Source organism: Streptomyces sp. JW3 (assembly GCF_052216785.1).
Lineage (GTDB): Bacteria > Actinomycetota > Actinomycetes > Streptomycetales > Streptomycetaceae > Streptomyces.
On record NZ_JBQOUX010000067.1, the window covers coordinates 1 to 24292 of the forward strand.

Consider the following 24292-nt stretch of genomic DNA (forward strand, 5'->3'; position numbering starts at 1 on the left):
GCGGAAAGATCGTCGCGAGCCGGACAGCGGGCAGCAAGGCGCGTGATCGCTTACACCACTTCGCGGGACGCGACCCTTCTCCGCATCCAGGACTTGCTCGAAGTACTCGGCGTGACCACTGCGCCGAGCCCTCCGCACATCCTCGCAATTGCGCTCGAAGTACTTGTCCGTCCCCAGGACCCGATCCACATGCCGGGCCAAATCCATCGGCATCCGGCGTTCCCCGTGCTCGATGTCGCTCAGGTACGACTTGCCGTAGAAGCTGCCCTCCAACAGGCCCTCCAGGGACAGCCCCGCTGCCTCCCGCTTCCAGCGCAACTCCTTGCCGTAGAAGGTCGGGACGCTCATCGAGCCGTCGATGTCCTTGCGTCGTGCCATAGCCGCTGCCCTCTTCCGCACTCCGTGCCGCCTACGCGGGACCCCTTTCACGGTAAGGCGCCACACGTCACTGTGTGAGGGATTCGTCACACAGCGCACACGGAAAGGTGCCGTCTCATGTCCCGGTCCCACCCTCTGGAAGACGACCTGACCCGCTGCGTGGACGAACTCCGCGCCGCGCTCGCCGTCCACGGCATCACGCTGCCGTCCCTCCGCGTGGACCCGTTGACCTTCGCCGGGGCGTACGCGCCGTCCGCCGGGCTGGTGGCGCTGGGGAGTTGCAACACCGCCACCGTCCGCGCGCTGACCTCGGCGCTGCGGAAGGCGGCGTCGGCGTGAGCGGGGAACTCGGCCTGATCGCCGTACCGAAAGCCGTGCCCGAGGTACGGCAGTGGCTGCGCGGGCACGACATCGACGTCCTGCTCTGCGCGAGCGAACTGCTGACGAACGTCATCGATCATCTCGGCGAGGGCACCCCGGTGACCGTCCGGGTGTACGGGACCGGGAGCGGGCGGGTGCGGGTGGAAGTCACGGATCCGGATCCCCGGGCGCTGCCCGTCCTGCTGTCCGCGTCCGGGACGAGTGAGTCCGGGCGCGGGCTCGCGCTGGTGGCCGCGGTGGCCGAGCGGTGGGGCGTGGAGCAGGGGGCGGCGTACAAGACGGTGTGGTGCGAGCTGCCGGCCTGCGACGGCCCCCAACCCCCCACCCCACCAACCCACCTCCCCCAAACCGTTAACACTTGACCCCAAACTGTCATCCATTTCCCCAACCCCCCTCCCCGCCCCAGCCGACCCGCCGGACGTATGGCCGCCGCGCTCGGGGGCAACCGAGCCGTGACCCCACCAGCCCGGGAGGCTACGTGTTCGACGGCTTCGAGCTGAGGCGGTGCGAGGGAGCCGGCGCGCACCTACGGGTGCGGCACGGCGGCAGCGGGCCGCCGGTGCTGCTGCTGCACGGGCATCCCCGTACGCACGCGACCTGGCACCGCGTCGCCCCGCTGCTGGCCGTCGCCGGGCACACGGTGGTCTGCCCCGACCTGCGGGGATACGGCGAGTCCGACAAGCCCGCGACCGACGCCCGGCACAGTCCGTACGCCAAGCGCGCGATGGCCGGCGACTGTCTGGCGGTGATGCGGCGGCTCGGGCACGAGCGGTTCGCCGTGATCGGCCACGACCGGGGCGCGTACGTCGCCACCCGGCTCGCCCTGGACCATCCGGGGGCCGTCTCCGCCCTCAGCGTGCTGGACGCCGTACCCCTCGGGGAGGCGCTGCGCCGCTGCGACGCGAGGTTCGCCGCGAGCTGGTGGCACTGGTTCTTCCTCGGCCAGACCGACAAGCCCGCCGAACGCGTCATCAACGCCGACCCGGACGCCTGGTACCGGGCCACCCCGGAACAGATGGGCGCGGAGGCGTACGAGGACTACCGGCGCGCCATCCACGACCCGGCCACCGTGCACGCGATGTGCGAGGACTACCGGGCCGGCCTCGGCGTCGACCGGGAGCACGACGACGCCGACCGCCGGGCCGGCCGGCGCGTCGGCTGTCCCGTACAAGTGCTGTGGGCCACCCGGGACGACATGGCCGACCTCTACGGCGACGTGCTCGGCGTCTGGCGGGACTGGGCGGACGGCCCGCTGGACGGCGGCCCGATCGATTCCGGGCACCACATGGCCGAGGAGGCGCCGGAAACGCTCGTCACCACCCTGCGGGAGTTCTGGCGAACCACCGCGGGATGGTGACGAGGGCGATCCAGCGGCCTACTTGCCGTAGTACGCGTTGTACAGCGAGATCATCGACGTGTTGCCCTTCTTGTCGGTGATCTTGGCGCGGAAGGAGATGCCCTTGCCCTTCGCCGGGTTCTTGACGGTGATCTTGCCCTTGGTGACGGTGGTCTTCTTCCAGGTCTTGCCGGTGTCGTAGGAGGTGTACACCACCAGGGACTTGAGGTTGGAGCCCTTGGCGGCGCCCTCCACCGTGACCGGGATGCTGGCCTTCTGGCCGGCCGTCTTCTTGCTGTCCAGCGTCACGGTCGCGGTGAAGCGGGCCGAGGAGGCGGGCAGCTGGGTGAAGGCGCTGGTCTTCTTCGAGCGGAAGGTCCAGGTGGCGTCGATGCGGCTGGCGGCCGCCGCGACCTTCGACGAGCGCTTCACCGACGTGGTCAGCTTGTACGCCGCGTCCCCGGACGGGACCGTGAACTCCTCCTCGCCGAAGAGCGGGTCCTGGTTGGAGCCGACCTTGGTGCCGTTGCGGTAGAGCGTGGTGGTGGCCGACGTGAAGTCCGACGAGCCCGCGTGGCCCTTGCCGTCGGCGAACAGCGGGATCAGGCCGCCGATGCTGTTGCCGTCGCGGTAGAGGCCGTAGTCGGAGGTGACGCGCGGCGCGAAGACGGCCGTGTTCACGGTCGTCGAGTAGCTCTTGCCCGCCTTGTAGACCCGGCCGGCGTCCATCGCGTAGTAGGCGTCGGCGACCGGGAAGCCCTCGGCGTCGGTGCCGCCGTACTGGGTGAACGAGGTGTCCCAGCGGACGCCCGAGGTGGTGGACAGGTGCAGGGTGCGGGTGCCGGGCAGGGTCTGCGCCACCCCGGCCGCGGAGCCGCCGCCGGTGGCCGGCAGCCAGCCCATCGCGGTGATGTCGCCCTGCTTGCCGCTCGCGGAGGCGCCCATGCCGACCTTCACCGTGGCCAGCTCACTGGCCTTGTAGTGCCGGGTGTAGCCGGTCGCGAGCTGCGTGACCGAGCCGCCGGCGACGGTGTCGTACTGCTCCTTGCCGCCCTTGGTCCAGTGGCCGTCGAACTGCTGGCTCAGCGAGCCGTCGGTGAGGGCCGGACCGAGGTGGCGGGTGCGGAAGCCCTCGTACGAGTCCAGGAACCAGCCGTAGCCGTAGCTGCTGTTCGCGGTGTCCACGTAGAAGTCGACCGAGGCGAGGGCCGGCTTGGCGGACTTGTCGGGGACGGTGATGTCGACCGGCTTGGCGGTACGGGCGTCCAGCGTGACCGTGGTGTCCTTGGTGACGCTCAGCCTGGGCTGGGCCAGCCAGTCGGCGCCCTGGTACTTCTCCGGGTCGGTGCCGACGTAGACCGCCGAGTTGAGGATGTAGCCGCCCTTGGGGACGCGCACGGTGACGGTGCCGTCGGCCTCGTAGGGCATGTACCACTCGTTCGCGGCCAGACCGGAGACGCCGGACAGGTCGGCGCTGTAGTTCGCGGACGGCTTGCCGTCCCGGCCGATGACCTTCAGCGTGAGGTCGTAGGACTCCACCTCGCGCTGCACCGCGGCGGCGGTGCGGACGGTCTGGCCGCCGCCGGTCGCCGTCACGTACGCCGAGTACGCGCCGTCGAGGGTGCCGCCGAGCCGGGTGTCGGCGGTGAGGTTGACGGAGGCGGTGCCGCCGGCGGGGACGGTGACCGTGTCGGCGTCCAGGGTAAAGAAGCCGGCCGGGGCCGCCGCGCCCTTGGGATCGGTGGCGGTCGACGTCAGTTTCAGGGTGACGTCCGCGGTGCCGAGGTTGCGGTACGTCAGCTTCTCGGTGGCCGGCTGGTCGTCGGTGTGCGGCCACTGCTGCACCCCGAAGCTGACCGAGGACGGCTCGGCGAGCACGGTCTGGGTGATCGCCTTGTCGACCTGGATCCGGCCCGAACCCTGCTGGAACGGGCTGTACTTGCCGCCCTTGGCGGAGCCGGTGAGCGCGGCCTTCAGCTCGGCGTACGTCCAGTCCGGGTGCTGCTGCTTGAGGATCGCCGCGGCGCCCGCCACATGCGGGGTCGCCATCGACGTACCGGAGATGGTGACGTAGCCGGCCGGGCTCTCGCCGACCTCCTGGGCGATGACGCTGCCGGGCGCGGAGGCCGCGGTGATGTCGACGCCGGGGGCGGTGACGTCCGGCTTGATCTGGCCGTCCAGGCCGGGACCGGTGCTGGAGAACTCGGCGAGCGCGTCCTTGCCGTCGACCGCGCCGACGGTGAGGGCGGCCGCGGCGCTGCCCGGGGAGCCGATGGTCTGGTCGCCGTACTCGCCCTCGTTGCCGGCCGCGATGGCGAACAGGATGCCCTTCTCGGCGGACAGCTTGTTGACCTCCGCCTCCAGGGGGTCGATCTCGGGGGTGTCGCCGCCGCCGAGGCTCAGGTTGACGATGTCGGCGCCCTGCTCGGCCGCCCACTCCATGCCGGCCAGGATCGAGGAGTCGTCGCCGTAGCCGTCGTCGCTGAGCACCTTGCCGTTGAGCAGCTGGGCGCCGGGCGCGACACCCTTGAACGTGCCGCCGCCCTTGGCGCCGGTGCCGGCCGCGATGGAGGCGACGTGCGTGCCGTGGCCGTACTTGTCGGTGGCGTCGGCGGAGGTGGAGAAGTTCTTCGCCGCGACGACCTGGTTCTTCAGGTCGGGGTGGGTGGCGTCGACGCCGGTGTCCAGGACGGCGATCTTCACGCCCTTGCCGTCGTAGCCGGCCGCCCATGCCTGCGGGGCGCCGATCTGCGGGACGGAGGTGTCGAGGCTGGCCTCGCGGACGCCGTCCAGCCAGACGTGGGCGATGCCGGCGGCGGCCTGTTCGCCGTTCGTCACCGCCTTCCACAGGTCGGGAGCGTCCTGCCGCGCGGTCTGCACGGCGTCGGCGTTCAGGGACTTGAGGGTGCGGCGCAGGGTGCCGGCGTCGCGGACGTCGGCCTTGGTGGCGGCCGGGCTGCCCTGGTAGCCGACGATGACCTTCAGGCCCTTCTTCTGGGCCTTGCGGGTGGCGGCTCGGTTCAGCTCGGTGACGTCGAACAGGCGCTGGTCCAGCTTGCCGTCGGCGACCAGGCGGGCCGCGTCGGCCGGGATGACCAGGGTGTGCCCGTCGGCCCGGCGGACCTGCACGGGTATGTGCTCACGGCCCTTGGCCCGCTCCAGACCGGTGACCCGGCCCTTGGTGTCCACGACGACCCGGTCGCCGGTGATCAGGGTGATGCGGTGGGTGGCGGTCAGCGCGGCGCCGGTCGCCCGGGGCGTGCTCTTCCCCTCCGCCGCGCCGACCGGAGCGGTCAGTCCGGCGGCGAGCGCGACAGCCGCCGCCACGGCGACCGTGGCGGCGCGCCCTCTGTTCATTTGTCTGCGCAAGGTTCCCCCTAGCGGATGTCCGGGCGACCACTCGGTTCACCCGGCCGGGGGTGGTCTCGCACGCGCGTACGCCCCCCGGAGCACGCAGTATGCCGGGGGGCGATCACTCGCCTCAATGGATGAGAGGAAGGTGAGAGAACCGCCGGGCGACTGTTACCCGGCCGCCCGGAGTCCGTTACCTGACCGATGGGTTACCGCCCGTCAGGTGGACGCGTTCTCCTTGACGGTGATCCGGCCCTTGCGGATGGTCGCGAGCCGCGGCGCCTTCTTCGCGATGGAGGAGTCGTGGGTGACCATGATGAAGGTCAGCCCCAGCTCCTTCCACATGCGTTCGAGTACGTCCATGATCTCGTCGCGCATCGACTCGTCGAGGTTGCCGGTGGGCTCGTCGGCGAGCAGCACCTTGGGCTGCTTCACCAGCGCCCGCGCGATCGCGACGCGCTGCTGCTGGCCGCCGGACATCTCGCTGGGCAGGTGGCCGAGCCGTTCGCCGAGCCCGACCGAGGCCAGCGCCTCGGCGGCCCGCTCGCGGCGCTCCTTGGTCTTGACGCCGAGCGGCACCAGCGCGGTCTCGACGTTCTCCTGCGCGGTCAGCGTGGGGATCAGGTTGAACGACTGGAAGACGATGCCGATGGTCTCGCTGCGCACCCGGGTCAGCCGGGCCTCGGACAGCTTGGCCAGATCGGTGCCGTCGAGGACGATCTCGCCGGAGGTGGGCCGGTCCAGCGCGCCCAGCATCTGGAGCAGCGTGGACTTGCCGCCGCCGGTGGGGCCCTGGATGACCAGCCGGTCGCCGTCGGCGATGGTCAGGTCGATGCCGTCGAGGGCGTTGACGGTGTCCTTGCCGCGCGTATAGCGCTTGGTGACGCCTCTGAGTTCGTACATGGTGGTCCGACTCCTGGAGAACGGTGGGGGAGGAACGGGGGGCGGGCGCGCGTCTTGCTCGACGCGGGGCGTCCTGCTCGACGCGGGGCGTCCTGCTCGACGCGGGGCGTCCTGCTCGACGCGGCGCAGGGCGTCCTACTCGACGCGGCGCAGGGCGTCCGCCGGGCGCAGCCGGGAGGCGCGCCAGCCGCCGAAGCCGCCGGCGATCAGTCCGCCCGCCACGGCGAGGACCACGGCCAGCGCGATGGTGGTGAGGCTGACCGGCGCGGTGAGCGCGACCTCCAGGGTCTTGGCCGCCGACTGGCCGCCGCCGCCCATGCCGCCACCGCCACCGCCGGGCCCGCCGCCCATGCCGCCGCCACCGCCACCGCCGGTGGAGCCGATCTCGGCCTCCAGGCTGGGGCTGACCGCCGTGACGGCGTAGGCGCCCGCCAGGCCGAGCGCGATGCCGAGGACGCCGCCGACCAGGCCGTTGACGACGGCCTCGCCGACCACCTGCCGGGTGACCCGGCCGGACTTCCAGCCGAGCGCCTTCAGGGTGCCGAACTCGCGCACCCGGCGGGAGACGGCCGAGGAGGTGAGCAGACCGGCGACCAGGAACGCGGCGATCAGCACCAGGATGGACAGCCACTTGCCGACGCTGGTGGCGAGGGAAGAGGCGGTGGACAGCGAGCCCGAGACGGTGTCGGCGAGGTCGGCGGAGGTGGTGACCGTGGTCCCCGAGATGTTCTTCTGGATGGCCGACTTGACCGCGTCGATCTTCTGCGAGTCGGACGCCTGGACGTAGATGGTGGTGACCTTGTTCTTGACGTCACCCAGCGTCTGGGCCTGCTTCAGCGGGATGTAGACGTTGGCCGCGGCGTCCCCGCTGTCGGCGGTGGCGATTCCGATGACCTTGAACTTGGTGTCGCTGATGGTGAGGGTGGAGCCCTTCTTCAGCTCCTTCTCCTTGGCGTACGCGGAGTCGACGACGGCGACCTTGGCGTTGGTCTCGGACGTCTTGAAGGTCCGGCCGCTGGTGATCTTCGAGGAGGTCAGCGGGCCGAGCGCGGTCTTGGTGACGTCGGTGCCGTAGACGGAGTAGCTGTTGACGTCGAAGTTGGCGCCGCCGCCCTGGACCTCGCCGCCCTGCTGGCTGTCGGTGCCGCCGCTGGGGGCGCCGCCCTGGCCCTGTCCCTGACCCTGCGTCTCACCGCCGCTGCCCTGCTGGAACTGACCGCGCGTGAACTGGCCGCTGACCTTCATGACCTGGAGGCTGAGGCCGCCCACCGCGTCGGCGACCCCGCTCTGCTCGGCGACCTTGTCGACGGTCGAGCCGGCCAGCGACTGGAAGCCCTGCACCATCACCCGGTCGGTGGACTGCTCCTCGTCGGAGTCGCTGTCCTGCGCGTCGAACTGGAAGTTGGGGCGTCCGCTCTGCCCGCCCTCGCTGTCGTCCCCGCCCGCCGCGGCGGCGGCCTTGGTGACGGTCATGTCGGTGCCGAGCCCGTACAGCGACTCCAGGACCTTGTCCTGGGCCTTGCCCATGCCGGAGGACACGGAGTTGACGACGATGACCAGCGCGATGCCCAGCGCGAGTCCGGAGGCGACGACGAGGGCCGCTTTTCTACGGCGGCGCAGCTCGCGCCTCAGGTAGGTGAAGAACATGGCCGCAAAGTAGGGACGGCGCGTGATGGCGGAATAAGCCTTGGATAAGAGGAGGATGAGAAGGCTGAGAGATGCCGATGTGTGACCAAAGCGAAGCGCCGTCCGCCCCCGGTGCGGGGCGAACGGCGCTTGCGGACAAGGTAATTACGGGGGCGTCAGACCGCCGAACCCGCCTTCCACTCGGCCCAGTCCATGTTCCAGCCGTTCAGGCCGTTGTCCGGGGCGATGGTCTCGTCGCCGGTGTTCTGCACGACCACCACGTCACCGATGAGGGAGTGCTCGTACATCCAGGCGGCCGGGGTGCTGGAGTCGTTGGCGCCCTTGGTGTCGCTCAGGCCCACGCAGCCGTGGCTGGTGTTCTGGCTGCCGAAGATGGACTTGGCGCCCCAGTAGTTGCCGTGGATGAAGGTGCCGGAGGTGCTCAGCCGCATGGCGTGCGGTACGTCCTTGATGTCGTACTCGCCCTTGCCGTCGTCGTCGGTGAAGCCGACCGTCGAGCCGTCCATCCGGGTCTCCTTGTACTTCTCGGAGATCACCATCTGGCCCTCGTAGGTCTTGTTCTCCGGGGAGCCGGCCGAGATCGGGATGGTCTTGATGGTCTTGCCGTCCTGCGTGACCTTCATCTGCTTGGTCTTCGCGTCGACGTAGGAGACCTGGTTGCGGCCGATCTTGAAGGTGACCGTCTTCTGCTGGACGCCGAAGACCCCGTCGGCACCCTCGACGCCGTCGAGGGCGAGCTTCAGGGTGACGGTCGAGCCTTCCTTCCAGTACTCGTCCGGGCGGCAGTCCATGCGCTGGGTGCTGAACCAGTGACAGGCAACCTCCTGGCCGCTGTCGGTGTTGACCGTGATGCCCTTCTGGACGGCGGCCTTGTCGGTGATCTCCTTGTCGAAGTTGATCGAGACGGGCATGCCCACGCCGACCGTGGCGCCGTCGTCCGGCGTGAAGGTGCCGATGAAGCTGTTGTCCGGGGAGACCGTGGTGAACGACGCGTTCTCGTGCGCGGCGCGGCCGTCCGAGTCCTCGGCCGTCGCCGTCAGCTTGTAGGTGGTGGCCCGCTCCAGCTGCGCGCTCGGCTTCCAGCTGGTCTTGTCGGCGGATATCTCGCCGCCGACCTCGGTGCCGTCCGAGGTGGTCATCTTGACGTCCGTGAGGGTGCCCTTGGTCACCGAGACGGTCGCGGAGTTGTTGATGGACGCGTTGTCCGACCCGTCCTTCGGCGTGATCTTGATCTGCGCCTCGGAGGTCTTCTCGGCCGCCGCCTTGTCGACCTGGGTCTGCGAGGACTCCCCGCCACCCCCGGTCGCGTCGTCGTCGCCGCCGGAACACGCCGAGAGCATCAGTACACCCCCGAGCAGCGCGGACGCGGCCGCGAGGCCCTTGCGCCGCTTACTGTTCGTCATCACACGCTTCTCCATCGCTACCGATTGCGGAAACCCCGGGATTCCCCGTCAACCTGTTCAACGCTACGACCGGTTCGTCCCGTTCCACATGGCCCCCAGGTGTGGGCCACACCACGTCCGCCGGGGCGAACGGCCTGGTGCCGGTGTCGGTCCGTGCGCCGGTTGAGACGAAGGAACCCCGGGTGGCGGTTGCCGCCCGGGGTCACGGTTTCCCCAAGGAGCGTCAGCCGACCGTCATTTCCGCGCCGTCTTCCTCGTCCAGAGGGTCATCATCCTCGTCGAGGTCCCAGTCCGTCGCATCGGGGTCGTAGTCGATCCGCTCGCTGCTCCAGGACGCCTGCCGCAGCCCCACCCCCGGCACCTCGCTGACCAGGTCCGACGGGTCCACCAGATGGGCCAGGGCCTCGGCGGTGTCCTCGGTCACAGCGCCCTCGGCGCGGGTCCGCTCCGCCGCGGACAGCCCGGCGTCCCCGGCGATCCGCCGCAGCGCGGCCCCGGCGACCGCCGCGTCGTCCTCGACCTCCAGAACGACTTCGACACGAATCCGTACATACCGTGATGTCTCGTCAGTACTCATGCCCGGAGCGTACGGCCGGCGGCTCCCGTGACTTTCCCGTGACCCGCGCCTTTCACTAACATCGCCCCACACGGCCAATTCACCAGCGCCACAAGGGGATCGATATTCAGTGTCATCCGCTCGCCGTCCGTTGCTGACCGCCGCCGCCGCAGGCGGCCTGCTGTGCGCCCTGTGGTTCGTTCCGACCGCCAACGCGACCTCGCCGAGCACGGCCGGCAGCACCCCGTCGGACAGCCCGTCCGCCCAGGTCACCCAGCAGGCGCGGGCCGCCGCGACGACCCCGGAGGCCGCCGCCGACGGCACCCGGCTGGCCGACACCGGCAGCTTCGACAGCACTCCGTACGTCATCGGCGGCACCGCCTGCCTGGGCCTCGGCGCCGGGTTCGTGGTCTATTCGGCGCGCCGCGAACGCCTCGGTTTCTGACCGCCAGCGCTTTCGCCTGGGGCAGCGCTTACCGCAGTGGCCCAGTGACCGTCTCCGCCGCCGCGACCAGCCGTCCGGCCCGGACGAAGGCGTCCGCCGCGGCCAGGTCGGGCGCCAGGAACCGGTCCGGTCCCGGCCCCTGGGCCCCGGCCTCGCGGACGGCGTCGACGACGGCCCGCGAGGCCGGGGCGGGGGTGAGGCCCTCGCCCTCGCGCAGCTGGATCGCCCGGGTGGCGGCGTACAGCTCGACCGCGATCACCCGGCTGAGACTGTCCACGGCGGTGCGCAGCTTGCGCGCCGCCGACCAGCCCATCGACACATGGTCCTCCTGCATGGCGGAGGACGGGATGGAGTCCGCCGACGCCGGTACGGCGAGCCGCTTCAGCTCGCCGACCAGGGCGGCCTGCGTGTACTGGGCGATCATCAGCCCGGAGTCGACGCCCGGGTCGTCGGCGAGGAACGGCGGCAGCCCGTGACTGCGGTTCTTGTCCAGCAGCCGGTCGGTGCGCCGCTCGGCGATGGAGGCGAGGTCGGCGACGGCGATGGCGAGGAAGTCGAGGACGTAGCCGACCGGGGCGCCGTGGAAGTTGCCGTTCGACTCGACCCGCCCATCAGGCAGGACGACCGGGTTGTCGACGGCCGCCGCCAGCTCCCGCTCCGCGACCAGGCGGGCGTGCGCGAGGGTGTCGCGGCCGGCCCCGGCCACCTGCGGGGCGCAGCGCACCGAGTAGGCGTCCTGGACCCGGGGGGCGTCGTCCTGGTGGTGGCCGGTGAGCCCGGAGCCGGCCAGCACGGCGGCCATGTTGGCGGCGGCCGCGGCCTGCCCGGGGTGCGGGCGGATGGCGTGCAGCTCGGGGGCGAGCACCTTGTCGGTGCCGAGCAGGGCCTCCAGGGTGAGGGCGGCGGTGATGTCGGCCGACTTGTAGAGGGTGTCGAGGTCGGCGAGGGCCAGCACCAGCATGCCGAGCATGCCGTCGGTGCCGTTGAGCAGGGCCAGGCCCTCCTTCTCGCGCAGCTCGACCGGGGTGATGCCGTGTTCCGCGAGCAGCTCGGCGGCCGGTCGCACGGTCCCGTCCGGCCCCTCCGCGTCGCCCTCCCCCATCAGGGTCAGCGCGCAGTGCGACAGCGGGGCGAGGTCGCCGGAGCAGCCGAGCGAGCCGTACTCGTGCACGACCGGGGTGATCCCGGCGTTGAGCACGTCGGCCATGGTCCGCGCGACCTCGGGGCGGACGCCGGTGTGTCCCGAGCAGACGGTCTTCAGCCGCAGGAACATCAGCGCCCGCACCACCTCCCGCTCGACGCGCGGGCCCATCCCGGCGGCGTGCGAGCGGACGATGTTGCGCTGGAGCCGGGCCCGCAGTTCGGGGCTGATGTGCCGGGTCGCCAGGGCGCCGAAGCCGGTACTGACGCCGTAGACCGGGTCCGGCTTGGCGGCCAGCGCGGCCACGATCTCGCGGGCCGCGGCCAGCGCCGCCACCGCCTCGCCGGACAGCTCGACCCGGGCGCCGCCGCGCGCCACGGCGAGCACGTCGGACGCGGTGATCCCGGCGGTCCCCGCCACCACAGTGTGCATATCCATATTCAGGAGCGTACGCAGTGAATTCGACGGTGTCACCCGTGGGGGGCCGGTTCACCCCTTACATCGCGCGGGGTGCCCCGCCGGACCGGTAGCTTCTGTGCCGAACGCCCGTGACTGGAGGACCCGTTGAGCCCGTACCGGCCGTCGTCACCGCAGTGGCGCAAGCCGTCCCCGCTGGGGTTCGGCGTCGCGGTGGACTCGGTGAGCAACGTCGCCGCGCCGCTGCTCGCCGGTTTCGCCGTGGCCGCGATCGGGGTCGTCGCCGCGGACAGCGACAAGTTCCGCTGGCCCGGTCCGGTGCTGCTGTTCCTCACCCTGGCCGCGCTGCTGTTCGTCACCTGCGTGCAGTTCGGCTTCCACGCCCGCCGGCACCTCTACTCGTACGCCGACATCACCGCCTGGTGGACGGAGGAGGAGGTCAGGGACCGCCGCGACCTGCTGCGCGAGGAACAGCACCACGACTTCGAACTGTGGGACGGCTGGCGCCGCCGGACCTACGCGGCCTACACCGGCGGCATGATCATGCTGTGGGCGGGGGTGTCGCTGGTTCTGGTGCCACCCGCACCGGGTACCACCCTGGACACACCGTTCCGCTGGGCGGCGGCGGCCGTGGCGGCCTGCGCGGGTTTGGGCGAGGCGGTGTGGAGCACGTATCCGTGGATCACACGCCGGGTGCGGCGGCGCCGGCTGCTCAGGGGGAACGCATGACAGGTGGGGGAAACGTATGACAGGTGACGGACCGCGGGACCGCGGCGACGGGTACGGCCCCGGCTCTGGAGCGGTGCCGGCCCGGCCCGCCCCGGCGGCGGCCTCCTGCCCGGGCTGCCACCACAGACACGCCCACGCGACGGGCTGCGAGCTGGCCGCGCTCACCGTGGCGGACGCCGCCGCACTCGGTCACGACGCGGCGCTCGCCCTGCTCCACGACAACACCTTCGGCGCCCCGCCGCCCCCGGCGCCAGCCTGCCCCGCCTGCCACCACACCCACGCCCACCAGCCCGGCTGCCCCCTCACCCCGCTCCCGGTGACCGACGCCGCCGCCCTCGGCTACGAGGCGGCACTCGCGCGGGTGCGGGCGCAGGGCGGCGGTCTGCCCCAGCCGGGGGGACCGCCGCCGCCGGCCGCAACCTGCCCCGGCTGCCACCACCAGTACCGGCACCAGCGGGGCTGCGCCCTGGAACCGCTGCCGGTGGAGCAGGCCGCGCTGCTCGGGTACGACGCCGCGCTCAACCGGGCGCACGCGCTGCGCGCGCCCCCGGCCACCGCCCCGCCGCCACCGGCGGACACCTGTCCCGCCTGCCATCACACCCGCCGGCACCGGCCGGGCTGCGAGCTGGCCGCGCTCCCCGTCGCGGAAGCCTCCGTCCTCGGTCACCGGGCCGCCCTCGACCTCCTGCGGGTACGCGCCGCGTCCGGCCCACCGGACCCACCGGGCCCATCGGACCCGCCGGACCCGCCGGCCCCCGGCTTCTTCCGCCGCTTGCTGCTGCGCGGGCGCCGCCGCTAAGGCGCGTGCCGTCCCCGGAACCGGCGCCGTTCCCCGTCGCCGCGTTCCCCCGACGGCTGGTCGGCGAGGCGGACGACCGGGTCGTCGGGGCCCTCGCGGCCGGCGACGACCGGGTGGCCGGCCCGGTCCGCCTTGGCGCGGTACTGCGCGGCGTCCGCGAGCCGGAAGAGCCGGCGGGCGGAGCGCACCGGGCCGATCGGGTCGCCGGTGGAGGCCACCCCGCAGGCCACCCCGTCGCCCAGCTCCAGCACGGCGGCCCGGCGGCACAGTTCCTCCGCCGCCCCGACCACCGCGTCGGCGGGCGGCCCGACCGCGAGCAGGCAGAACTCGTCCCCGCCGAGCCGCGCCGCCAGCGCCCCCGGCAGCATCGCGCCGCACAGCGACAGCACCGAGCCGAACCGTTCCAGCAGCCGGTCGCCGACCTCGTGCCCGTGGGTGTCGTTGACCCGCTTGAGCCCGTTGAGGTCGCAGACCACCAGGCTGACGGTCACGCCGTCCCGGCGATGGCGTTCCACCGCCTCGTCCAGATGGGCGTCGACCGCGCGGCGGTTGGCCAGCCCGGTCAGCGCGTCGGTGTACGCCAGCCGCCGCACCTCCTCAAGACGCTCGGTCTGCGCGATCCCGGCGGCGACGACGGACGCCAGCACGGTGGCGAAGTCGGCGTCGGCCCGGCCGAAGACCGGCTCCCCCACCGGCCGGGCCACGTACAGCTCGCCCCACGCCCGCCCGTGCAGCACGATCGGGGCGACCACGCAGCAGCCGCGCCCCCGGCGGCGCAGCGCGGCGACGCGCTGATGGACGTAGCCCGCCCGGCCCGCCGCCGGGCCCTCGGCGGTCTCCACCCAGGCGTCCGGCTCGCCCCCGCCGGCCCACCGCTCGTGCAGGAACTCGGTGATCTCCGCGAACTGGTGCACCGGGTAGGACTCGTCCGCCGGGAACTCCTCCTCGCCCGCGGCCCGCGCGCCCACGTTCACCAGCACCCGCAGCCGGCCCAGCTCGCGTTCCCACACCGACAGGGCGGCGAAGCTGCCGCCCAGCGCCCGGCAGCCGCCGACCGCCGCCGCCCGCCACGCCTCCCGGGGGCCGTGCGCGGCGGCCATCCCCTGCGCCAGCGCGACGACGGCCGCGAGGCGTCTGTCCTCACCCATTTCATCAGGTTAGGTACATACCGGGCAGGCCGCCGCTGGAGATCAAGTGCCGGTGACTACTCCCCGGGCCACTGCGGCTGCCGCTTCTCGTTGAACGCCGCCACGCCCTCCGCCCGGTCCCCGGAGAACGCCACCGTGCGCCACGCCGCGTCCTCGATCTCCAGCCCGGACCGCAGGTCCAGCCCCTGCCCGAGCCGCAGCGCCCGCTTGGCGGCGCGCAGGCCGACCGGCGAATGGGCCGCGATCCGCGCCGCCAGCGCCAGCGCCTCGTCCCGGTCCTGCCCCGCGTCCACCAACTGGTCGACCAGGCCCAGCTCACGCGCCTCGGCCGCCGCCACCCGGCGGGCGCTGAAGATCAGCTCGGCGGCGCGCGCCGCCCCCACCCGGCGCGGCAGCAGCTGCGTACCGCCGCCGCCGGGAATCACCCCGACCGACACCTCGGGCAGCCCCACCACCGCCGTAGGGTCGGCGACGATCACGTCGCAGGACAGCGCCAGCTCGAAGCCGCCGCCCAGCGCGAAGCCGTGCACGGCCGCCACGGTGGGCACCGGCAGCTCCAGTACGCCGGTGTACGCGCCCCGGCTGACCGGCCGCTGGCGCAGCATGTCGGCGTCGGTGAAGGAGTTGCGCTCCTTCAGGTCGGCGCCGACGCAGAACGCCCGCTCATGGGTCGAGGTCAGCACCACCGCCCGGACCGCCTGATCGGCGCCCAGCGCCGCGCAGGCCGCGCCGATCGCCCGGGCCATGCCGGACGACACCGCGTTCATGGCCTTCGGCCGGTCCAGCGCGAGTTCCGCGACATGACCGTCCGCGTGCCGCCGTACCAGCACGAACTCCCCGTACCGCTCCTCGCTCATGACACCCCTCCACAGAGACAGCCAGCACTTACGACGACGGCTCGCCCCGCCGGGTCAGCAGCCACGGCTCGACGACGCCGAGGCCGCGCACCGGACGCTGCCACATCGGCTGGAGCCCGAAGCGGTACACCGGCGGGTCCTCGCCCGCCTTCTCCGCCGCCGCGGCCTCCTCGGCCGCCTCCGCCTCGGAGGACGGCGCGTCCCGGGTGCGGATCAGCTCCTCGGCGAAGGCGGTGTCGACGAGGACGGCGTCGCGGGGCGCTATCGAGGTGAGCCGGGAGGCCAGGTTGACGGTCGTGCCGAAGACATCGCCCATCCGGGTGGTGACCGTGCCGAAGGCCATGCCGACCCGCAGTTCCGGCATCGTCTCGTCGCCGGACATGGTCTCGATCAGCCGCAGCGCGATCTCGGCGGCGGTGCCCGCGTCGTCGGCGGCGTACAGCACCTCGTCGCCGAGAGTCTTCACCAGCCGGCCGCCGCGCGCGGCGATCAGGTCGGCGGCGGTGGTCTCGAAGGCCTCGACCAGCTCGCCGAGTTCCTCCTCCTCCATCCGGCGGGTCAGCCGGGTGAAGCCGACCAGGTCGGCGAAGCCGACCGCGAGGCGCCGGTCGACCATCTCCTCGTCGTCGGTGACCTGCACGACCCGCCCGGCGGACGCGGCCAGCTGCCGCCGCCAGACGTAGACCAGGAACTCCTCCAGCTCGGGCAGCAGCAGCTCGACGATCGGATAGGTGACCTCGGTGCGGGTCATGCCGGGCTCCGGCGGCTCGGTCAGGCCCTCCAGGAAGGAGTCCATCTGCCATTCGGCCAACCGAGCGGTGGTCTGCCCGGTGGACCGGGCCACCTGCACCGCCATCGCCTCGCTGAGCAGCCCGGCCTCCACCAGACCGGCCAGCCGCCGCAGCGCCAGTACGTCGGCCTCGGTGAGCGCCTTGGCCTGCCCGATGTCGGCGAAGCCCATGGCCCGCCAGAACCGGGAGGCCAGTTCCATGGAGACACCGGCGCTGCGGGCGGCCTGGAAGGGGGTGTAGCGGCGCCCGGCGCCCAGGATGAGCTGTTCCAGACGGAGCGCGAGCGGGTCGTCGCCGGATTCGGCGGGGTCCACCTCGCCGTCCCCGTCCGTGCCCGAGCCCGTGTCGTCGACGGTCACGCCTGCTGCCTTCCGATCTGCCACGGTCAGATAGCGACCGGGCCCAACTTTACGACAGCTGTGGGCCAGCTCACTCCCGCAAGCCGCCGGCTCACAGGCCGCTCATACTCAGGCCGGCCGCAGGTGGACGATGTCCCCCGCACCCACCGGCTCCCGGACACCGTCCTCGGTGGCGAGCACCAGCCGCCCGTCGCCGTCCACCGCGACCGCCTCCCCGGTCAGCGCCCGGTCGCCCGGCAGCTGGGCCCGAACGGTGCGGCCGAGCGTCGCGCACCCGGCGGCGTACGCCTCCTGGAGCCGCGACGGCCCCGGGTCGCCGCCGGCCGCCCGCCAGCGCCCGTACCACTCCTCCAGCGACCGCAGTACGGCGCGCAGCAGGGTGTCGCGGTCGGTGCTGATCGCGTCGGCCAGCAGCAGTGAGCCGGCCCCCGGGACCGGCAGCTCGGCGGCGCGCAGGGTGACGTTGATGCCGACGCCGATGACGACGCCGTGCGGGCCGGCCCGTTCCGCGAGGATGCCGCCGGCCTTGCGTTCCGCGCCGCCGACGGTGACGAGGAGGTCGTTGGGCCACTTCAGGGCGGTGTCCACGCCGGCCGCCCGGGACAGTCCGGTGGCCACCGCGACCCCGGTGAGCAGCGGCAGCCAGCCCCAGCGGGCCACCGGCACCTCGGCCGGGGTGAGCAGCACGGAGAAGAACAGACCGGAGCGGGCCGGCGCGGTCCACCGTCGGTCGAGCCGCCCGCGCGCCGCGCTCTGCTCCTCCGCGATCAGGACCGCCCCCTCCGCCGCCCGGCCGTCGGCGGCCCGCGCCACCAGGTCGGAGTTGGTGGACCCGGTGCGCTGCACCACCTCCACCTCGCGCCACAGCCCGCCCGCGCGGACCAGTCCGCGCCGCAGGGCGGTGGCGTTCAGGGGCGGCCGGTCCAGGTCGGACCAGCGGCTGCCGTTGCGGTCTGCGTCATCTCGCGGAGTCATGCAAGCCACCCTAGGTGTGGGAAACGCCGCACTGCCGATCGGTAGGCACCCCACTACGCTGCGGTAGAACAACCGTCCCCACCGTTTGAGCAGGCAGGGAGCCGCATCCCGATGTCCGAGCCGGAAGAGCAGCAGCCCGATGTCCACACCACCGCGGGCAAGCTCGCGGACCTGCGCCGCCGTATCGACGAGGCCACGCACGCCGGTTCGGCCCGCGCCGTCGAGAAACAGCACGCCAAGGGCAAACTGACGGCCCGTGAGCGGATCGGCCTGCTGCTCGACGAGGGCTCCTTCGTCGAGCTGGACGAGTTCGCCCGGCACCGCTCCAGCAACTTCGGCCTCGCCGACAACCGCCCCTACGGCGACGGCGTGGTCACCGGCTACGGCACGGTCGACGGCCGTCCGGTCGCCGTCTTCTCCCAGGACTTCACCGTGTTCGGCGGCGCGCTGGGGGAGACGTACGGGCAGAAGATCTGCAAGGTGATGGACTTCGCGCTGAAGACCGGCTGCCCGGTCATCGGCATCAACGACTCGGGCGGCGCCCGCATCCAGGAGGGGGTCGCCTCGCTCGGCGCGTACGGCGAGATCTTCCGCCGCAACACCCACGCCAGCGGTGTCGTTCCGCAGATCTCGCTGGTCGTCGGCCCGTGCGCGGGCGGCGCGGTCTACTCCCCCGCGATCACCGACTTCACCGTCATGGTCGACCAGACGTCCCACATGTTCATCACCGGCCCGGACGTCATCAAGACGGTCACCGGCGAGGACGTCGGCATGGAGGAACTGGGCGGCGCCCGCACCCACAACACCGCCTCCGGCGTGGCGCATCACATGGCCGGCGACGAGAAGGACGCCATCGAGTACGTCAAGCAACTGCTGTCGTACCTGCCGTCCAACAACCTCTCCGAGCCGCCCGCCTTCCCCGAGGAGGCCGACTGCGAGGTCACCGACGAGGACCGCGAGCTGGACACCCTGGTCCCGGACTCGGCCAACCAGCCGTACGACATGCACACGGTGATCGAACACGTCCTGGACGACGCCGAGTTCTTCGAGACCCAGGCGCTGTTCGCACCGAACATCCTCACCGGCTTCGGCCGCGTCGAGGGCCGCCCGGTCGGCGTGGTCGCCAACCAGCCGATGCAGTTCGCCGGCTGCCTGGACATCACCGCCTCCGAGAAGGCGGCCCGCTTCGTGCGCACCTGCGACGCCTTCAACCTCCCCGTCCTCACCTTCGTGGACGTCCCCGGCTTCCTGCCGGGCGTCGGCCAGGAGCACGACGGCATCATCCGGCGCGGCGCCAAGCTGATCTACGCCTACGCCGAGGCGACCGTCCCCCTGATCACGGTCATCACCCGCAAGGCCTTCGGCGGCGCCTACGACGTGATGGGCTCCAAGCACCTGGGCGCCGACCTGAACCTGGCCTGGCCGACCGCCCAGATCGCCGTGATGGGCGCGCAGGGCGCGGTCAACATCCTGCACCGCCGCACCATCGCCGACGCCGCCGATCCCGAGGCGACCCGGGCCCGCCTGATCCAGGAGTACGAGGACACCCTCCTCAACCCCTACACGGCCGCCGAGCGCGGTTACGTCGACGCGGTGATCCTCCCGTCCGACACCCGCGCCCACCTCGTCCGCGGCCTGCGCCAGCTCCGCACCAAGCGCGCGTCCCTCCCCCCGAAGAAGCACGGCAACATCCCGCTGTAAGGAGCCGCTGTGACCATCAAGGTCGTACGGGGCAACCCGTCCCCGGAGGAACTGGCCGCCGCCCTCGCGGTGGTCAAGGCCCGCGCCGCGACCCCGGCCCCCGAACCGCCCCCGGAGCCGGCGCGGGACGCCTGGTCCGACCCGGCGCGGATCGCACGGACCCGTTTGCCGCAGCCGGGCCCGACCGCATGGACCCGCACGTACTGGCCGGGGTGACTTTCAGGGGCGCGGGGCTGTATCAATATGCGGCTCCGCCGCGTGGGCGCACAGCAGGACAGCACAGGGCGCCAATTTGAGTACCCCTACTCAGGCGCCCTCCCCCGCCAAGCCCCACGCTGGTGGCATGCTCTGGTCCGACCCCGAAGACAAACCCCCCGAGGAACTGCGCGACGCGCAGGCCATGCTCCGGCGGCTCGGCCTGCTGATGGCCCTGGCCATGATCGTGGCGATGATCGTGATCTACACGAGGTGAGCCGATCCACCGGGTGAGCCGAAGCCCCCGCCGTGGATAACCTGACCGCATGACTGATCAGCGCCGCCGACTCGTCCTGGCCTCCCAGTCCCCCGCCCGGCTGGGCCTGCTCCGGCAGGCCGGACTCACCCCCGAGGTGATCGTCAGCGGCGTCGACGAGGACGCCGTCACCGCCCCCACCCCGGCCGAGCTGGCCCTCGCCCTCGCCGAGGCGAAGGCGTCCGTCGTGGCCGCCCGCCCGGAGGTGCACGGCGCGCTGGTGATCGGCTGCGACTCGGTCCTCGACCTGGACGGCCAGGCCCTCGGCAAGCCCGCCGACGCCGAGGAGGCCACCGCCCGCTGGAAGGCGATGCGCGGCCGGGCCGGCACCCTCCAGACCGGGCACTGCGTGTGGGACACCGCGACCGGCCGGCACACCGCGGCCACCGCCTCCACCGTGGTCCGCTTCGGCGAGCCGAGCGACGCGGAGATCGCCGCCTACGTCGCCTCGGGCGAGCCGCTGGGCGTCGCCGGGGCGTTCACCCTGGACGGCCGCTCGGCCCCGTTCATCGACGGCATCGAGGGCGACCACGGCAACGTGATCGGCCTCAGCCTGCCGCTGCTGCGCCGGCTGCTCGCCGAACTGGGCGTCGGGATCACGGAGTTGTGGGCGCCGTCGGCGGCGCGGGGCTGACCCGGTCCCGGGGCTCAAGGGGTTCCTCGGGCGCGTCGTAGGTCATCAGCAGCAGCACGATGAGCCCGAGGACCAGGACCATGAAGACGAACGCCGCCGGCCCCACCAGCCCCCAACAGAGCGCGCCGAGCAGCCCGTGCACCACCGCCGCGCTGATCAGCAGCACCCGGCCGAGCCCGGCCGGCGGCCGGTCGCGCACCGCCACCAGCAGCGCGACCAGGCCGCACAGGGCGAAGTAGAGCCCGAAGACCAGGCCGCCGATCTTCGCGGACACCGACATCGCGCCCGCGTCCAGCCCGGCCAGGGACATCTCCTGGCGGTCGACGACGACGCCCAGGAACCAGTTGAGCGCCGCGACGCCGAGCGCCTCGGCGAAAAGCAAGACCGCCACCACCCATGCCACCGGCCTGCGCACGCTGATCCCCACCTCGTTACCCCGGGTACGTTCGATACTCCGCGGACGCTACTAGCGGGTAAAGGCAGGGACAAGAGTCGCGCCGGTGGCAAAGAATCATTGGTCCATTCGTAGGGACTCCACAAAGAAACGGAGTGGCGCGCAGCACGCTCTCACAGAGACCTTGACCACACCGGGCGGCTAGGGTTTGTCGGAGGAGTCCGCCGCACCCTGATGCCACAAGGGCTTTCGCGGGTCGAGCGAGCCTCGAATCACACTCCGTGTGGGCAAGCTCACCATTGGGGACGGGTCGAAGGCCCGTGTCGGCAGTCCCTAAACTCGGCTTGTTTCAAGGAGGGAGCCTCAATCGTGCGCAAGGTGCTCATCGCCAACCGTGGCGAAATCGCTGTCCGCGTGGCCCGGGCGTGCCGGGACGCCGGGATCGCGAGCGTGGCCGTCTACGCCGACCCGGACCGGGACGCTCTGCATGTCCGCGCCGCGGATGAGGCGTTCGCCCTGGGCGGTGACACCCCGGCGAGCAGTTACCTGGACATCGAGAAGGTACTGAAGGCGGCGCGCGAGTCGGGCGCGGACGCGGTCCACCCCGGCTACGGGTTCCTGTCGGAGAACGCCGAGTTCGCCCAGGCCGTCCTGGACGCGGACCTGATCTGGATCGGCCCGCCGCCGCACGCCATCCGCGACCTCGGCGACAAGGTCGCCGCCCGGCACATCGCCCAGCGGGCCGGCGCCCCGCTGGTGGCGGGCACCCCGGACCCGGTGTCGGGGGCCGACGAGGTGGTGGCGTTCGCCGAGGAGCACGGCCTGCCGATCGCCATCAAGGCGGCGTTCGGCGGCGGCGGACGCGGTCTGAAGGTGGCCCGGACGCTGGAGGAAGTGCCCGAGCTGTACGACTCCGCGGTGCGGGAGGCGGTGGCGGCCTTCGGGCGTGGGGAGTGCTTCGTGGAGCGCTACCTGGACAAGCCCCGGCACGTGGAGACCCAGTGCCTGGCCGACACCCACGGCAACGTGGTGGTCGTCTCCACCCGGGACTGCTCGCTCCAGCGCCGCCACCAGAAGCTGGTCGAGGAGGCCCCGGCGCCGTTCCTGTCCCAGGCCCAGCTCGACGAGCTGTACGCGTCCTCGAAGGCGATCCTGAAGGAGGCCGGCTACGTCGGCGCCGGCACGGTCGAGTTCCTGGTCGGCATGGACGGCACGATCTCCTTCCTGGAGGTCAACACCCGCCTCCAGGTGGAGCACCCGGTGACCGAGGAGGTGGCCGGTATCGACCTGGTGCGCGAGATGTTCCGGATCGCCGACGGCGAGGAGCTGGGCTACGGCGACCCGGTGCTGCGGGGTCACTCGTTCGAGTTCCGGATCAACGGTGAGGACCCGGGCCGCGGCTTCCTGCCGGCGCCCGGCACGGTCACCACGTTCGCCCCGCCGGCCGGCCCCGGTGTCCGGCTGGACGCGGGCGTGGAGTCCGGCTCGGTCATCGGCCCGGCGTGGGACTCGCTGCTGGCCAAGCTGATCGTGACCGGCCGTACCCGCAAGGAGGCCCTTCAGCGGGCCGCCCGCGCGCTGGACGAGTTCACGGTCGAGGGCATGGCCACCGCCATCCCGTTCCACCGCGCGGTGGTCCGGGACCCGGCGTTCGGCCCCGAACTGACCGGCTCCGCCGATCCGTTCACGGTCCACACCCGCTGGATCGAGACGGAGTTCGTCAACGAGATCAAGCCGTTCACGGCCACCGCCGACGCGGACACCGACGAGGAGACCGGCCGCGAGACGGTCGTCGTGGAGGTCGGCGGCAAGCGCCTGGAGGTCTCCCTGCCGACCTCGCTGGGCATGTCGCTGGCCCGTACGGGGCTCGCGGCGGGCGCCAAGCCCAAGCGCCGGGCGGCGAAGAAGTCCGGTCCGGCCGCCTCCGGCGACACCCTCGCCTCCCCGATGCAGGGCACCATCGTCAAGATCGCGGTGGAGGAGGGCCAGGAGGTCAAGGAGGGCGATCTGATCGTCGTCCTCGAAGCGATGAAGATGGAACAGCCGCTGAACGCCCACAAGTCCGGCACCATCAAGGGCCTGGGCGCCGAGGTCGGCGCGTCGGTCACGTCCGGCGCGGCGATCTGCGAGATCAAGGACTGACCCCGCGGCGCAGCCGCGCACGGGCGCCCGGTGGACCGCAGTGGTCGGTCCGCCGGGCGCCTTGCTTGTGCGACGCGACGGACTTCAGCGGACCGCACCGCAGTACGAGCGGCCGGTGCGGCACGCCACCGCAGTACGCGCCACCGCAGTACGAGCGGCCGGTGCGGCACGTACCGCAGTACGGCCAGTACGCCACGCCCCCGCGCGGCAAGCGCCTCAGCGCCGCCGCAGATCCGCGACCCGGGTCCGGGCCTGCTGTTCCGCGCCGGGGCCGCCCGGACCGCCCGGACCGCCCTGTTCACCGAGGGCCGCGGCCGAACGCAGCCCGGGGCCCGCTCCGGGGACCTGGCGGCGCGGGCCGGGCAGTGGCACGTCCCGGCGCTGCTGGCGCCCCGGGCCGGCCTCATCCCCCGGGCCTGGCCGGCCCGTCGCTCCCCCCGAGGCACCGGCCACGGCGATCTGTACGCCCTGGTCGGCGAGGGCCTGGAGTTCGGTGCCGGCGCGGTCGTCGTGACCCGGCGGCTCGTCCGTCACCAGCCGGGTGATCACTTCCGTGGGCACGGTCTGGAACATGGTGTCGGTGCCGAGCTTGGTGTGGTCGGCCAGGACCACCACCTCGGCGGCGGCCTGCACCAGCGCGCGGTCGACGGACGCCGAGAGCATGTTGGAGGTGGACAGCCCCCGCTCGGCGGTCAGCCCGCTCCCGGAGAGGAACGCCTTCGACACTCTGAGCCCCTGGAGGGACTGCTCGGCCCCGCTGCCGACGAGGGCGTAGTTGGTCCCTCTCAGCGTGCCGCCGGTCATCACGACCTCCACCCGGTTGGCGTGCGCGAGCGCCTGGGCCACCAGCAGGGAGTTGGTGACGACGGTCAGGCCGGGCACCCGGGCGAGCCGGCGGGCCAGCTCCTGGGTGGTGGTTCCCGCCCCCACCACGATGGCCTCGCCCTCCGCCACGAGGCTCGCGGCGAGATCGGCGATGGCCGTTTTCTCGGCGGTCGCGAGATGGGACTTCTGCGGAAAGCCGGACTCCCGCGTGAACCCGCCCGGCAGTACCGCACCGCCGTGCCGGCGGTCGAGGAGTCCTTCTGCCTCCAGTGCGCGCACGTCCCGCCGTACGGTCACTTCGGAGGTCTGGACGACGCGGGCGAGTTCACGGAGCGACACGGCCCCGTTCGCTCGCACCATTTCGAGGATCAATTGGCGACGTTCTGCAGCGAACACGAAACTGACAGTAACCCCAGCGACCGTCTGCTTTCAGCAGTTTGCGCCGAATAACAGAAGTTGTTCGCACTGC

Annotated in this window: 24 protein-coding genes; 11 read left to right on the plus strand and 13 right to left on the minus strand. The window is 72.3% G+C overall.

What is annotated here, in order from left to right:
- A partial coding sequence (locus ACTT8P_RS24740; RefSeq protein ID WP_442833932.1) for a helix-turn-helix domain-containing protein occupies window positions 1–378 on the minus strand: 378 nt, incomplete at its 3' end.
- 117 nt (window positions 379–495) lie between these two features.
- On the opposite strand from ACTT8P_RS24740, the gene ACTT8P_RS24745 reads away from it, so the two are divergent.
- The 3 genes from ACTT8P_RS24745 to ACTT8P_RS24755 all read left to right on the plus strand — a co-directional run bounded on the left by ACTT8P_RS24745 (window position 496) and on the right by ACTT8P_RS24755 (window position 2116).
- On the plus strand, window positions 496–717 hold the full coding sequence (locus tag ACTT8P_RS24745) for a hypothetical protein (RefSeq protein ID WP_442833933.1): 222 nt from the start codon (window positions 496–498) through the stop codon (window positions 715–717).
- Window positions 714–1121, plus strand: coding sequence for an ATP-binding protein (locus tag ACTT8P_RS24750; protein WP_442833934.1), 408 nt, complete (start codon window positions 714–716; stop codon window positions 1119–1121). Before ACTT8P_RS24745 ends, ACTT8P_RS24750 begins: the two co-directional genes overlap by 4 nt.
- A 116-nt stretch (window positions 1122–1237) precedes the next feature.
- On the plus strand, window positions 1238–2116 hold the full coding sequence (locus ACTT8P_RS24755) for an alpha/beta fold hydrolase (RefSeq protein ID WP_442833935.1): 879 nt from the start codon (window positions 1238–1240) through the stop codon (window positions 2114–2116).
- 18 nt (window positions 2117–2134) lie between these two features.
- Here ACTT8P_RS24755 and ACTT8P_RS24760 read toward each other — a convergent pair whose 3' ends face one another.
- The 5 genes from ACTT8P_RS24760 to ACTT8P_RS24780 form a co-directional block, all read right to left on the minus strand.
- Entirely contained in the window at window positions 2135–5452 is a 3318-nt protein-coding gene (locus ACTT8P_RS24760; protein WP_442833936.1) for a S8 family peptidase, read from the minus strand.
- Window positions 5453–5665: 213 nt separating this feature from the next.
- Entirely contained in the window at window positions 5666–6349 is a 684-nt protein-coding gene (locus ACTT8P_RS24765) for an ABC transporter ATP-binding protein (protein ID WP_442833937.1), read from the minus strand.
- 135 nt (window positions 6350–6484) lie between these two features.
- Window positions 6485–7996 (minus strand): ABC transporter permease, encoded by a 1512-nt coding sequence (locus ACTT8P_RS24770; protein ID WP_442833938.1) that lies wholly within the window; start codon window positions 7994–7996, stop codon window positions 6485–6487.
- A 155-nt stretch (window positions 7997–8151) separates the two neighbouring features.
- Complete coding sequence (locus tag ACTT8P_RS24775) at window positions 8152–9399, minus strand: L,D-transpeptidase (RefSeq protein ID WP_442833939.1); 1248 nt, start codon at window positions 9397–9399, stop codon at window positions 8152–8154.
- A 223-nt stretch (window positions 9400–9622) separates the two neighbouring features.
- Window positions 9623–9976 (minus strand): hypothetical protein, encoded by a 354-nt coding sequence (locus ACTT8P_RS24780; protein ID WP_442833940.1) that lies wholly within the window; start codon window positions 9974–9976, stop codon window positions 9623–9625.
- 109 nt (window positions 9977–10085) lie between these two features.
- On the opposite strand from ACTT8P_RS24780, the gene ACTT8P_RS24785 reads away from it, so the two are divergent.
- Window positions 10086–10400 (plus strand): LPXTG cell wall anchor domain-containing protein, encoded by a 315-nt coding sequence (locus ACTT8P_RS24785; RefSeq protein WP_442833941.1) that lies wholly within the window; start codon window positions 10086–10088, stop codon window positions 10398–10400.
- Window positions 10401–10428: 28 nt separating this feature from the next.
- Here the strand turns inward: ACTT8P_RS24785 and hutH are convergent, their stop codons facing one another.
- Window positions 10429–11973: a histidine ammonia-lyase gene (gene hutH / locus ACTT8P_RS24790; protein WP_442833972.1), complete on the minus strand. Its 1545-nt coding sequence runs from the start codon at window positions 11971–11973 to the stop codon at window positions 10429–10431.
- Window positions 11974–12105: 132 nt separating this feature from the next.
- Here hutH and ACTT8P_RS24795 point away from each other — a divergent pair, with 132 nt between their 5' ends.
- Both ACTT8P_RS24795 and ACTT8P_RS24800 read left to right on the plus strand, forming a co-directional pair.
- On the plus strand, window positions 12106–12687 hold the full coding sequence (locus ACTT8P_RS24795; protein ID WP_442833942.1) for a hypothetical protein: 582 nt from the start codon (window positions 12106–12108) through the stop codon (window positions 12685–12687).
- 16 nt (window positions 12688–12703) lie between these two features.
- Window positions 12704–13486 (plus strand): hypothetical protein, encoded by a 783-nt coding sequence (locus ACTT8P_RS24800; RefSeq protein WP_442833943.1) that lies wholly within the window; start codon window positions 12704–12706, stop codon window positions 13484–13486.
- Here the strand turns inward: ACTT8P_RS24800 and ACTT8P_RS24805 are convergent.
- The 4 genes from ACTT8P_RS24805 to ACTT8P_RS24820 form a co-directional block, all read right to left on the minus strand.
- On the minus strand, window positions 13483–14634 hold the full coding sequence (locus tag ACTT8P_RS24805) for a diguanylate cyclase domain-containing protein (RefSeq protein WP_442833944.1): 1152 nt from the start codon (window positions 14632–14634) through the stop codon (window positions 13483–13485). The two genes, ACTT8P_RS24800 and ACTT8P_RS24805, sit on opposite strands and share 4 nt — an antisense overlap.
- 56 nt (window positions 14635–14690) lie before the next feature.
- Window positions 14691–15491, minus strand: a complete 801-nt coding sequence (locus ACTT8P_RS24810; protein ID WP_442833945.1) for an enoyl-CoA hydratase/isomerase family protein — start codon at window positions 15489–15491, stop codon at window positions 14691–14693.
- Between the two features lie 28 nt (window positions 15492–15519).
- Window positions 15520–16641, minus strand: coding sequence for an adenylate/guanylate cyclase domain-containing protein (locus ACTT8P_RS24815; RefSeq protein WP_442833946.1), 1122 nt, complete (start codon window positions 16639–16641; stop codon window positions 15520–15522).
- Between the two features lie 108 nt (window positions 16642–16749).
- Window positions 16750–17616: a biotin--[acetyl-CoA-carboxylase] ligase gene (locus tag ACTT8P_RS24820; RefSeq protein ID WP_442833947.1), complete on the minus strand. Its 867-nt coding sequence runs from the start codon at window positions 17614–17616 to the stop codon at window positions 16750–16752.
- A gap of 111 nt (window positions 17617–17727) precedes the next feature.
- Between ACTT8P_RS24820 and ACTT8P_RS24825 the strand changes: the two genes are divergently transcribed.
- The 4 genes from ACTT8P_RS24825 (at window position 17728) to ACTT8P_RS24840 (ending at window position 20462) form a co-directional block, all read left to right on the plus strand.
- Window positions 17728–19317: an acyl-CoA carboxylase subunit beta gene (locus ACTT8P_RS24825; RefSeq protein WP_442833948.1), complete on the plus strand. Its 1590-nt coding sequence runs from the start codon at window positions 17728–17730 to the stop codon at window positions 19315–19317.
- 9 nt (window positions 19318–19326) lie between these two features.
- The gene (locus ACTT8P_RS24830) at window positions 19327–19533 is read left to right on the plus strand and encodes an acyl-CoA carboxylase subunit epsilon (protein ID WP_442833949.1); all 207 of its coding nucleotides are present in this window, start codon (window positions 19327–19329) and stop codon (window positions 19531–19533) included.
- A 127-nt stretch (window positions 19534–19660) separates the two neighbouring features.
- The gene (gene mmpB, locus ACTT8P_RS24835) at window positions 19661–19789 is read left to right on the plus strand and encodes a morphogenic membrane protein MmpB (protein WP_442833950.1); all 129 of its coding nucleotides are present in this window, start codon (window positions 19661–19663) and stop codon (window positions 19787–19789) included.
- Between the two features lie 49 nt (window positions 19790–19838).
- Complete coding sequence (locus ACTT8P_RS24840; RefSeq protein ID WP_442833951.1) at window positions 19839–20462, plus strand: Maf family protein; 624 nt, start codon at window positions 19839–19841, stop codon at window positions 20460–20462.
- Here the strand turns inward: ACTT8P_RS24840 and ACTT8P_RS24845 are convergent.
- Window positions 20425–20889, minus strand: coding sequence for a hypothetical protein (locus ACTT8P_RS24845; RefSeq protein ID WP_442833952.1), 465 nt, complete (start codon window positions 20887–20889; stop codon window positions 20425–20427). The genes ACTT8P_RS24840 and ACTT8P_RS24845 overlap by 38 nt on opposite strands.
- 336 nt (window positions 20890–21225) lie before the next feature.
- Here ACTT8P_RS24845 and ACTT8P_RS24850 point away from each other — a divergent pair, with 336 nt between their 5' ends.
- Window positions 21226–22998, plus strand: a complete 1773-nt coding sequence (locus tag ACTT8P_RS24850) for an acetyl/propionyl/methylcrotonyl-CoA carboxylase subunit alpha (protein ID WP_442833953.1) — start codon at window positions 21226–21228, stop codon at window positions 22996–22998.
- A 216-nt stretch (window positions 22999–23214) separates the two neighbouring features.
- Here ACTT8P_RS24850 and ACTT8P_RS24855 read toward each other — a convergent pair whose 3' ends face one another.
- On the minus strand, window positions 23215–24219 hold the full coding sequence (locus tag ACTT8P_RS24855) for a DeoR/GlpR family DNA-binding transcription regulator (protein WP_442833954.1): 1005 nt from the start codon (window positions 24217–24219) through the stop codon (window positions 23215–23217).
- Window positions 24220–24292: the final 73 nt, after the last annotated feature.

Excerpts from the sequence above, each read along its gene's own strand:
- ACTT8P_RS24770 (WP_442833938.1), bottom strand. The coding sequence starts at position 7,996 with ATGTTCTTCACCTACCTGAGGCGCGAGCTGCGCCGCCGTAGAAAAGCG.
- ACTT8P_RS24760 (WP_442833936.1), bottom strand. The coding sequence starts at position 5,452 with ATGAACAGAGGGCGCGCCGCCACGGTCGCCGTGGCGGCGGCTGTCGCG.
- ACTT8P_RS24780 (WP_442833940.1), bottom strand. The coding sequence starts at position 9,976 with ATGAGTACTGACGAGACATCACGGTATGTACGGATTCGTGTCGAAGTC.
- ACTT8P_RS24745 (WP_442833933.1), top strand. The coding sequence starts at position 496 with ATGTCCCGGTCCCACCCTCTGGAAGACGACCTGACCCGCTGCGTGGAC.
- ACTT8P_RS24810 (WP_442833945.1), bottom strand. The coding sequence starts at position 15,491 with ATGAGCGAGGAGCGGTACGGGGAGTTCGTGCTGGTACGGCGGCACGCG.
- ACTT8P_RS24825 (WP_442833948.1), top strand. The coding sequence starts at position 17,728 with ATGTCCGAGCCGGAAGAGCAGCAGCCCGATGTCCACACCACCGCGGGC.
- hutH (WP_442833972.1), bottom strand. The coding sequence starts at position 11,973 with ATGCACACTGTGGTGGCGGGGACCGCCGGGATCACCGCGTCCGACGTG.
- ACTT8P_RS24765 (WP_442833937.1), bottom strand. The coding sequence starts at position 6,349 with ATGTACGAACTCAGAGGCGTCACCAAGCGCTATACGCGCGGCAAGGAC.
- ACTT8P_RS24800 (WP_442833943.1), top strand. The coding sequence starts at position 12,704 with ATGACAGGTGACGGACCGCGGGACCGCGGCGACGGGTACGGCCCCGGC.
- ACTT8P_RS24820 (WP_442833947.1), bottom strand. The coding sequence starts at position 17,616 with ATGACTCCGCGAGATGACGCAGACCGCAACGGCAGCCGCTGGTCCGAC.
- mmpB (WP_442833950.1), top strand. The coding sequence starts at position 19,661 with ATGCTCTGGTCCGACCCCGAAGACAAACCCCCCGAGGAACTGCGCGAC.
- ACTT8P_RS24840 (WP_442833951.1), top strand. The coding sequence starts at position 19,839 with ATGACTGATCAGCGCCGCCGACTCGTCCTGGCCTCCCAGTCCCCCGCC.
- ACTT8P_RS24805 (WP_442833944.1), bottom strand. The coding sequence starts at position 14,634 with ATGGGTGAGGACAGACGCCTCGCGGCCGTCGTCGCGCTGGCGCAGGGG.
- ACTT8P_RS24775 (WP_442833939.1), bottom strand. The coding sequence starts at position 9,399 with ATGACGAACAGTAAGCGGCGCAAGGGCCTCGCGGCCGCGTCCGCGCTG.